A 9,431-nucleotide genomic window follows, 5' to 3' on the forward strand; every position below is an offset into this window, starting at 1 on the left:
AAAGGGGCAAGTCTCCGTGGCATTAACGTGATGTCGGCTAAATTTAATATGTCGTTTACCATGAAAGCCGCCCTATCGGCGTGCCAGATCCGCACGGGTTCCGGCGAAACAAGGTGACGACTGGAGGAAGATCCATGCCACCCCTGAACCGACGCACGTCGATCAACAGCGCCGCCAACGGCGACGGACGCCCCGAATTCGGCAGCCGTTACTTCGGCCGGATCCTGTTGGGCTCGTTCGTGTTCAGCGCGGCCATCAACGTCCTGATGCTGAGCGTGCCGCTGTATTCCCTGCAGGTGTTCAGCCGGGCCATCCCGTCCGGCAACATCGACACGCTGATCATGCTGACGCTGATCACCGTCCTGGCGCTGTCGATGATCGGCGTCATGGAGGTGGTGCGCACCCGCCTGCTGACCCGCGCCGGCAACGCCATCGAGGTGGCGTGGCGCCGCCGCTTCAGCGGCGAGGTCGTCGAGAGCGCCGCCCGCGGCCGCCCCGACATGACGCCGCTGGGCGACATGATGGAGGTGAAGGCCGCCCTGTCGCGCCCGACCTTCGCCGCGCTGCTGGACCTGCCGTGGACACCGATCTACGTCGTCGGCATCTGGCTGATCCACCCGGTGCTGGGCGGCCTGATGCTGGGCAGCATGGTGCTGCTGACGGCGCTGGGCCTATTCGGTCACTGGGCGGTGAAGGGCATGAGCGACGACGCCAAGCAGCCGGCGTCCCGCGCCCAGCGCCTGTTCGATGCGGTAACCACGCGGGCCGACACCGTCCGCGCGCTCCGCATGGGTCCGGCCGCCGTCGACATGGTGGTGCGCGACACCCTGACCACCTCGGCGCTGAGCGCCCAGGCGGCCGAGCGCGGCGCCTCCATCGCCGCCGTCACCAAGTGGATCCGCTACCTTCTGCAGGTCGCCGTCACCGGCGTGGGCGCCTGGCTGGTCATCGAGCAGCAGCTGTCCTTCGGCGGCATGATCGCCACCTCGATGCTGGTCGCCCGTGGCATGGGTCCGATCGAGCAGACCATGGGTGCCTGGACGCAGATGCTGAAGACGGTCGAGTCCTGGCGCCGCCTGTCGGCCCTGATCAAGCGCGTGTCGCGGGAGCCGGTGCGCGGCGGTGTCAACATCGAACCGGAGCGCCTGACCGCCGAGAACGTCCTGTTCGTCAGCCCGCGCGACCAGAAGCCGATCCTGCGCGCCGTCACCCTGACGGTGGAGCCGGGCCAGACCATCTGCGTGCTGGGCGCCAACCGCTCGGGCAAGTCGGTGCTGGCGCGTCTGCTGGCCGGCGTGCAGGCGCCCAGCGCCGGCACCCTGCGCCTGGGCGGCCTCGCCGTCTCCGCCCTGACGCCGAAGGACCCGATGAAGGGCATCGGCTTCCTGCCGCAGCGCTCCGACCTGTTCCCCGGCACGATCGCCGAGAACATCGCCCGCTTCCAGGAGGTCGAGGACGACAGCCTGGTCATCGCCGCCGCCAAGCGCGCGGGCATCCACGAGTGGATCGAGAGCCTGCCCATGGGCTACGAGACCGAGGTCAACGACCCGGCCAACCCGATCACCGGCGCCACCGCCCGCCTGATCGCGCTTGCCCGCGCCGGGTTCGGCGAGCCGGTCCTGATGGTGCTGGACGAGCCGGCCGCCGGCCTGGACGAGCAGGGCATCGCCGCCGTGCGCCGCTTCATCGCCGAGGCCAAGCAGCGCGGCACCACCACCATCGTGCTGAGCTACATGCCGGTGTTCGTGGACGCGTCCGATAAGACGTACATCCTGCAGAACGGCATGGTGCACGACGTTCCCAACCGCGCCCAGCAGGCGCAGCCGGCCCAGCCCCATGGGCAGGGCGAAGCCGCGGTGCCCGCCGCCTCCTGGGGCCGCATGCGCAGCGTCGGCGGCGCCACCGCCGCCCCGGCGGTCGAGTAAGGCAAGGAGACCGGCACCATGAGCACGACCAAGACCCTCACCAAGGCCGCCGGCAACGCCGCCGCCATGGGCAACGCGATGCGCAGCCTCCTGCCCGAGACCAGCGTCCGCAACCTGCTGGCCGGCGGCGCCGCCGTGCTGGCGGTGGGCATGGGCGGCATGACCGCCTGGGCCGCGCTGGCCCCGCTGCACAGCGCCGTGGTGGCGCAGGGCGCCCTGGCGCCCGAGACCGGCCGCAAGACCGTCCGCCACAGCGAGGGCGGCCAGATCGGCGAGATCCTGGTGCGCGGTGGCGACACCGTGAGGGCGGGCCAGGTGCTGATGCGCCTGGACGCCACCGAGGCCGAGACCCGGCTGGAGGTGCTGAACGCCCAATGGCTGGAGATGCTGGCCCTGGAGGCCCGCCTGCAGGCCGAGCTGTTCGACCGCGAGGCCATCGAATGGCCGGCCGAACTTCAGAAGCGCCGCGCCGGCAGCGCCACAGTCACCAAGCTGATGGACAACCAGAAGACGCTGTTCGACGTGCGCCGCCACCAGCTGACCACCGAGGAGCGGCTGATCGGCGAGCGCGTCGAGACCCTGCGCGAAGAGGGCGCCAGCCTGGAGCAGCAGCGCACCTACCAGACGCGCGAGATGAAGCTGGTGCAGGAGGACATCCGCATCACGCAGGGCCTGCTGGACCGCGGCAACTCGACCCGCACCAAGCTGGTGGAGCTGCAGCGCGAGGAAGCCCGCCTGATGGCCCGCGACAAGGACATCGAGGCGCGCATCGCCCAGACCAAGCAGCAGGCCGCCGAGGCGCAGGGCGACTGGGTCAAGCGCCGCAACGACTTCCGCGAGAAGGTGCTGATCGACCTGGACAAGGCGCGCTCCGAGACGGCGCGCTTGGCCGAGCAGATCCGCGACGCCGCCAACCGCCTCGCCAACCGCGACATCAAGGCGCCGGACGACGGCATCGTGGTGATGAACGGCCATCCGGCCGTGGGCGGCACCATCGTGCAGAACGAGGCCATCCTGGACGTGGTGCCGGACGGCCGCGCCCTGCTGGCCGAGGTGCACGTGCAACCGAAGGACATCAAGTCGATCACCGTCGACCTGCCGGTGAAGGTGCAGCTCACCGCCTATGACTCGCGCGTCGTCGGCTCGCTGGACGGCACGGTGGAGTACGTCTCGGCCGACCGCATCGTCGATCCGGTGAGCCGCCAGGACTACTATCTGGCGCGCATCCGCCTGAAGGACGAGAACCCCGAGGCGCACGAGGTGCACAAGCTGACCATCAAGCCCGGCATGCCGGTGGAGGCGCGCATCCTGCTGTCCGCCCGCACGCCGCTGGACTATCTGGTGACGCCGCTGTCGCAGTCGTACATCAAGGCGTTCGTCCAGGAGTAACGTCCGACGTTGGGTTTTCGCCGAAAGGGCCGCTCCTTCAGGGAGCGGCCCTTTTCGCGTTCAGGCGACGACCACGCGGGCGAGGCGCAGGCGGCTGCGGGCGAGGTCGAGGGCGCTTTTGAGCTGCGCCGTCGAGAAGGGCTTGTGCACGACGCCCAGCGGGTAGGTCTCGGTGATCCGGCTCATGGTCGCGTGGTCGGCGTAGCCGGACAGGAAGATGGAGCGGACGCCGAAGCCGGCGTTGAGCCGGCGCGCCGCGGCGATGCCGTCGCCGCCCACGCCCAGCCGCACATCCATCAGGGCCACGTCCGGCTTCTCCCGCGCGGCGAGGAGCAGGGCGTCCTCCTCGGTGTGGACGATGCCGCAGACCGTGTGGCCGAGGTCCTCGACGGTGTCCTTCACCGCCTGGGCGACCGCCGGCTCGTCGTCCACGACGATGACGCGAAGCGGGCGGGGAGGGAGCGGCGGCGCGTGGCGCTGGCCGATGTGCCGTCCCATCACGCGGGCGGGGCCGCAGCGATGGGGCCGTTCGCCGGTGATCGGCTGGGGCATGGTCTCCGGATCCTCGCGCATCGCGTCGGACCTCTCCAAGGAGGGTTAATGTGCGTTTACCATTACCGGGACGTTAACGGCGCAATCGATAGTGGGCAAGCGACAATTGAAACGCACAAACCCTCTCGACTCAGGGAGTCGCGAGGTGATGCGTCGTTGCAACAGTGTGGCGTGCGGAAGACGTGCGGCGCTGCCGCTCAGCGGCTCAGCCAGTCGATCGTCTTGGCAGCGCCGACACCGGGCGCCGGCCGTGCCGGACCGGCGCCCCGTGCCGGCGCGCGCGTGCTGGTCGGCTGGAGCCACGCGGCGGCGGACGGCGCTGGTGGCGGCGGGGGCTCGACCTGACGGTAGGCCGGCGCCATGGGCGGCGGCGGGTCGAACGACGCCAGAGGCGCCATCGGCGCCGGGGGAGGCGGAACGAACGGCTCGATGACCGGCGCCTGAGGCGACGCCGGGGGTGAAGGCGGCATCGCCGCCAAGGGGGCGGCGAGGGGGGCGGCCTGTGGGGCGGTGAAGGGAGCCGCCGCCGGAACGGCGCGCAGCGGGGGCGGCGAGGGGCGGTCGGCGTCCGGCTGGGCGCCCGTCTCGGTGTTGACGCGACGGGCGGCGTCGCGGATGCCGATCAGCGCCGTCACGGCGAACTGCAGCAGCGGCGTCATACGCTCGGGATCGGCGAGGTCGTCGGCGGTCAGCGACGCGAACTGGCTGCGGACCTGCTCCACCGTTTCTTCGATGTGCGCGGTCAATTCGCCCGTCTCGCGCACGATGCGCTCAAGATCTTCGCGCAGGACCGAGATTTCACAGGCCTGGCGCAGTTCGTGGAAGCCGATGGTCTGCGCCGAAGCGCGCAACGACCGGAAATCCTGTGCCATCCTCGCCAACCCTCGAAGCCGCGGGGCAATCGGTCACACGTTTAACGCCGTTCTCGGGCGTTGGAAACCGTTTGCGCCCTGCGGTTGCTTGTACTATTTTTTGCGCGCCGGTGGAATCGTTTCCTTCGGTGTTGGGCACCGGTCCGTCTTCCCGCAACGCTTTCTTTCCGAGTTTTATACGGTGTCGATCGATCGCACGGAACTCGAGCGGCTGCTCGCCGATCGCCCGGCCGGCAATCGCAGCGCGATGCAGGCTGTGCGGGAGAGCTATACCGACATCAGCCTGATGCGCGAACGCGGGCTGTCCTGGGCCGAGATATCGGACGTTCTGGCGCGCCTGGGCGTGACCGCGCGCGACAACCAGCCGATTTCGCCGGTGACGCTGCGCTCCGCCTTCTTCCTGGTCGGGTCCGAGCAGAAGGGTGAGACGCCCGACGGCGCCGCTACCGGCCTGCCGGCCGAGACGCTGGAAGCCGTGCACCGGGCCGCGCTCGAGGCCGGCCGCGATTCCGCCGCCGCGGAGCCTGAACCGGAGTCCGAGGCCGAGCCGGAACCCGAGCCTGCACCGGAACCCGAGGCCGAGCCGGAAGCGGCGGAGCCCGTGCGCACCGCCGAGCCCGACCCGACGCCCGACCCGACGCCCGAACCAGAGCCCGAACCCGAGCCGGTCCCGGAGCCGGAGGCCGTGGCGGAAGCACCGCCCGAGCCTGAGCCCGAGCCCGCGCCGGAACCCGAACCCGTGGCCAAGGCGCCGCCGCCCGCTCCTCCGCCGGCCACGCCGCCGCGTCCGGAACCGCCGCGCCCGGAGCCGCCACGAACAGAACCGGCTGTCCGCGCCGCGGACGCCCAGTCCCCTCTCGACACGACGACAAGACTTTTGAAAGGCGATCGCATGCTGGGAACGATCTTCGTCCTGAATGACCGCGGAGGCGTCGGCAAGACGCTGCTGTCCCATCACCTGATGGCGACCGCCATGCTGGAGGGTCTGCAGCTCAAGGTCGTCGAGTACGAGGTGAACGAGCGCCTTGCCCGCCTCTTCGGGCCGGAGGTGGTTGAGCACCGCCGCATCACCCAGGACTTCATGAACCTGATGGGTTCGGGCGACGGCTTCTACGAGTTCTGGGACCAGATCGGTCCGGAGCTGCAGCGCGGCGGCCGCCTGTTCGACTTCGGCGGCAACATCAGCCAGTGGTTCTTCAACTGGGCCGAGGTGTCGGGCTTCGACTACTACGTCGGCGACGGTGAGCGGCTGACCTTCATGGTGCCGGTCACCGTGGATCTCGCCTCGCTGTCGACCGGCATGGCGACGCTGGAGCGCATCGCCACCATCGCGCCGAAGGCCAAGCGCGTGCTGGTGGAGAACGGCGTCTCCGGCCCGTTCACGCAGATCGAGGATTCCAACTACGCCCGCCGCAAGGCCGAGATGGTCGAGCGCGAGGGGCTGAACGTCATCTCCATGCCGCCGTGCACGGCGCCGGCCTGGGCGCGCCTGACCGGCCACCGCCTGGACCAGGTGGCGCAGATGACGCGCGAGGACCTGGTGAAGCTGGGCATGACGCCGCCGGTGGCGTCGCGTTCGCTGATCATCATCCACGAGTGGCTGCGCGGCATGCGTCAGGCGCTGGCCCCGTATCTGGTCGACGCCTTCCGCCAGACGCCCGGCGTGGGGGCCAAGCCCGGTGCCCGCCAGAACGTGGTGTGACGGGGAAACGTCGTGTCGATGCGGAACGCGGGGGCCTTCGGGCCCCCGTTTTCGTTTCAGCTTTCGTTTCTGGGGCCACCGTTTCCGGGGTAGGCCGGGAACCCGGCTTCAGCGCAGCCGTTCTCCGGGCGTTACCGAATCCCGGAGGCGGACATGCTCAAGTGGGCGCTGATCTTCCTGGTCATTTCGCTGGTCGCCGGCGCGCTCGGCTTCTCCGGCGTGGCGCGCGCCACGGCCGGCGTGGCGCGGGTGCTGTTCTACATCTTCCTGGTGATCTTCCTGATCTTCCTGGTCCTGGCCCTGCTGGCGGGGCAGGCGGTGTTCTAGCGGTCTACAGGAACGCCTCGACCATCGCCGCGAACTCCTCCGGGCGTTCGGCGTGGATCCAGTGGCCGGCGTTCGGCACCATCTGGATTTTGGCGGCCGGGAAATGGCGGCGGATGGCGGGCTCGCGCTCCGGCGTGATGTAGTCGGACGCGGTCCCGCCGATGAACAGCGCCGGCCCCTCGTACCGCCGCTCGCCCAGGTCGGGGAAGCCGATCAGGGCGTCCATGCCGGCGGCGATGGCGTCCAGGTTGATGCGCCAGCGGAAGGCGCCGTTCTCCATCACGAGGTTCTGCAACAGGAAGGCGCGCAGCGGCGCCTCCGGCACCGCGTCCACCAGCTGCGCCTCGACGTCGGAGCGCCGCGCGCTGCCGGCGAGGTCGGCGCGCTGCATGGCGGCGACGTAGGGGCCGTGCGTGTGCGTGTAGGCGACGGGGGCGATGTCGGCGACGACCAGCCGCTCGACCCGCTGCGGGTGCCGCAGCGCCAGCGTCATGGCCGTCTTGCCGCCCATGGAATGCCCCAGCACGGCGGCGCGCGCGTAGCCGCGGTCGTCCAGGAAGCGCAGCACGTCGTCCGCCATCTCCGGATAGCTCATGGTGCCGGCCCAGGGGGCGCCGCCGTGGTTGCGCAGATCCAGCGCGAAGACGTGGCGCTGCTCGCCGAAGCGGCGCGCGATGCTCTGCCAGTTGCGGGCCGACCCGAACAGCCCGTGCAGGACCAGGAGCGGCGTGCCGCCGATGCTCTCGCCGGCTTCGAGATAGGTGAGGGGGAGGGCCTGGGTCATGGCGGTCGCGGTCCCGGTGCTTCGTGGTTGCGCCGGATCCTAACAGCAGGTGCGATTGCCTGCTGCGCTTTTTGCCGCGCGCGACCGTGGCGTCCGGCGCATGGCTGCGTATAGTGGCGCCCGTCTCAGTCCGGGAAAGCATTGCACCGTGATCCGCAACATCCTGTCCGTCGGTGGGCTGACGCTGGCCAGCCGCGCGCTGGGCTTCCTGCGCGACATCCTGACCGCCGCGCTCCTGGGCGCCGGGCCGGTGGCCGACGCCTTCTTCGTCGCCTTTCGCCTGCCCAACCACTTCCGCGCCCTGTTCGCGGAGGGCGCCTTCGCGTCGGCCTTCGTGCCGCTGTTCTCCGGCACGCTGGTGCAGGACGGGCAGGAGGCGGCGCGCCGCTTCGCCGAAGAGGTGATGGCGCTGCTGCTGGCGGTGCAGCTGGTGCTGCTGCTGGTGTTCCTGGCGATCATGCCGCAGTTCATGCTGATCTTCGCGCCGGGATTCTCGGACGAGCCGCAGAAGTTCGAGCTGGCGGTGCTGTTCACCCGCATCACCTTCCCGTACCTGCTGTTCATGTCGCTGGAATCGCTGCTGGCCGGCGTGCTGAACGGCGTGGGGCGGTTCGGCGCGGCGGCCGCCGCCCCCATCCTGCTGAACCTCTGCCTGATCGCCTCGCTGACCGTGGCGGCCCCGCTGATGCCCACGGTGGGGCACGCGCTGTCGTGGGGCGTGTTCGTGGCCGGTGTTGCGCAGTTCCTCTACCTCGCCTGGGACGCGGAGAAGGCCGGCGTGGGGCTGCGGCTGGTGTGGCCGCGGTGGACGGCGGGGGTGAAGCGATTCCTGGCCGTGCTGGGGCCGGCGGCGCTCGGCTCCGGCCTCACGCAGATCAACATGTTCGTCGACACGCTGATCGCCTCGCTGCTGCCCACCGGCGCCGTGTCGTACCTGTACTATGCGGACCGGCTGAACCAGCTGCCGCTGGGCGTCATCGGCATCGCCATCGGCACCGTGCTGCTGCCGGAGATGGCGCGCCGCATCAAGGGCGGCGACGCCGCCGGTGCGCTGGAGAGCCAGAACCGCGCGGTGGAGCTGACGCTGGTGCTGACCATCCCGTGCGCGGTGGCGTTCCTGGTCGCTGCGCTGCCGCTGGTGTCGGTGCTGTTCCAGCACGGGCGGTTCGGCCCGTCCGACGCCGCGGCCTCGGCGGCGACTTTGCAGGCCTACGCGCTGGGCCTGCCGGCCTTCGTGGTGATCCGCAGCCTCGTGTCCGGCTTCTACGCGCGGCAGGACACGGCGACGCCGGTGCGCGTGGCGATGGTGGCGATGCTGGTCAACGTGGCGCTGAAGGTGGCGCTGATGGGCTGGCTGGCGCAGGTCGGTCTGGCCGTGGCGACCTCGGTCGCCGCCTGGGTCAACGCCGGGCTGCTGGCGTGGCTGCTGCACCAGCGCGGGCTGTACACGCCGGACGCGCGGCTGCGCCGCAACCTGCCGCGCATGGCCGTGGCCGGCGCGGCGCTGGGCGCGGCGCTGTGGCTGGGGCAGTCGACGCTGGCGCCGTGGCTGTTCGCCATCGACCTGGGCCTGCGCGTCGGCGGGCTGGCGCTGCTCGTCGGCCTGGGCGCGGCGGTCTACGGCGTGCTGGCCGTGGCGCTGGGGCTGATCCGCTGGGGGGATATCAAGCGTCTGCGTCGGCGGAAGTCCTGACGTTGGGTTTTGCGGCTAACGCCTCAACCCAACCTACGGCTGAGCGGTAGGTTGGGTTGAGCGCAGCTGTTCAGACCGGACACTTGGTTTACAGGTGTTCGGAGACATGGTTGACAGGTTGGACCGAACCGAGGCGATCGCGCAAGTCGACTTGCGCGATCGCCTCGGCGGCGAAATGGACGGTCCA

At 70.3% G+C, this 9,431-nt stretch carries 8 protein-coding genes; 5 read left to right on the plus strand and 3 right to left on the minus strand.

The features are described 5' to 3' along the window. Nucleotides 1–134 precede the first annotated feature (134 nt). Both VED21_RS04445 and VED21_RS04450 read left to right on the plus strand, forming a co-directional pair. Nucleotides 135–1,925, plus strand: coding sequence for a type I secretion system permease/ATPase (locus VED21_RS04445; protein ID WP_324881113.1), 1,791 nt, complete (start codon nucleotides 135–137; stop codon nucleotides 1,923–1,925). A gap of 18 nt (nucleotides 1,926–1,943) precedes the next feature. Continuing rightward, complete coding sequence (locus VED21_RS04450) at nucleotides 1,944–3,314, plus strand: HlyD family type I secretion periplasmic adaptor subunit (RefSeq protein ID WP_324881114.1); 1,371 nt, start codon at nucleotides 1,944–1,946, stop codon at nucleotides 3,312–3,314. A gap of 60 nt (nucleotides 3,315–3,374) precedes the next feature. Here the strand turns inward: VED21_RS04450 and VED21_RS04455 are convergent, their stop codons facing one another. Both VED21_RS04455 and VED21_RS04460 read right to left on the minus strand, forming a co-directional pair. After that, nucleotides 3,375–3,887, minus strand: a complete 513-nt coding sequence (locus VED21_RS04455) for a response regulator (RefSeq protein WP_324881115.1) — start codon at nucleotides 3,885–3,887, stop codon at nucleotides 3,375–3,377. Nucleotides 3,888–4,063: 176 nt separating this feature from the next. Further along, nucleotides 4,064–4,738 carry a hypothetical protein gene (locus VED21_RS04460; RefSeq protein ID WP_324881116.1) on the minus strand — a complete coding sequence of 225 codons (675 nt, stop codon included), beginning with the start codon at nucleotides 4,736–4,738 and terminating at the stop codon, nucleotides 4,064–4,066. Between the two features lie 181 nt (nucleotides 4,739–4,919). On the opposite strand from VED21_RS04460, the gene VED21_RS04465 reads away from it, so the two are divergent. Continuing rightward, a complete protein-coding gene (locus VED21_RS04465) occupies nucleotides 4,920–6,440 on the plus strand; it encodes a hypothetical protein (RefSeq protein ID WP_324881117.1) in 1,521 nt (506 codons plus the stop codon). 153 nt (nucleotides 6,441–6,593) lie between these two features. Continuing rightward, nucleotides 6,594–6,767, plus strand: coding sequence for a DUF1328 domain-containing protein (locus VED21_RS04470; RefSeq protein WP_324881118.1), 174 nt, complete (start codon nucleotides 6,594–6,596; stop codon nucleotides 6,765–6,767). Between the two features lie 4 nt (nucleotides 6,768–6,771). Here VED21_RS04470 and VED21_RS04475 read toward each other — a convergent pair whose 3' ends face one another. After that, nucleotides 6,772–7,551 (minus strand): alpha/beta fold hydrolase, encoded by a 780-nt coding sequence (locus VED21_RS04475; RefSeq protein ID WP_324881119.1) that lies wholly within the window; start codon nucleotides 7,549–7,551, stop codon nucleotides 6,772–6,774. A gap of 148 nt (nucleotides 7,552–7,699) precedes the next feature. On the opposite strand from VED21_RS04475, the gene murJ reads away from it, so the two are divergent. Further along, entirely contained in the window at nucleotides 7,700–9,244 is a 1,545-nt protein-coding gene (gene murJ / locus VED21_RS04480; RefSeq protein ID WP_324881120.1) for a murein biosynthesis integral membrane protein MurJ, read from the plus strand. The last annotated feature ends 187 nt before the right edge of the window (nucleotides 9,245–9,431 follow it).

The sequence above is a fragment of the Azospirillum sp. genome (assembly GCF_035627195.1).
Taxonomy (GTDB): Bacteria; Pseudomonadota; Alphaproteobacteria; order Azospirillales; family Azospirillaceae; genus Azospirillum.